The sequence below is a fragment of the Streptomyces sp. BE20 genome, from assembly GCF_036322525.1.
Lineage (GTDB): Bacteria > Actinomycetota > Actinomycetes > Streptomycetales > Streptomycetaceae > Kitasatospora.
Map to the genome: position 1 here is coordinate 1 of NZ_JAQYWW010000574.1, position 203 is coordinate 203.

General features: G+C 76.4%; 1 pseudogene. It reads right to left on the minus strand.

Annotation, left to right across the window (positions count from 1 at the left end):
* Nucleotides 1-203 (minus strand): annotated as a pseudogene (locus PUR61_RS10160) (putative Ig domain-containing protein); the annotation flags it as partial.

Sequence of the window (203 nt, forward strand, 5' to 3'; positions counted from 1 at the left end):
GTGCAGCCAGTACGTCAGCGTCGCCCGGCAGCCCGCCGGGACGGCGACCGTCTGCGCGACGGTGTCCGTGTGGCCGGACCCGTAGCCGTCCAGCCAGGCCTTCCAGGAGCCGCCGTGGCTCGCCTGGCCCCGGTCGGTGTCGACCGTGCCGGGTGTCGCCGTCCAGGGCTGCGCCGCGCCGCTCTCGAAGCCGGCGTTGCCGA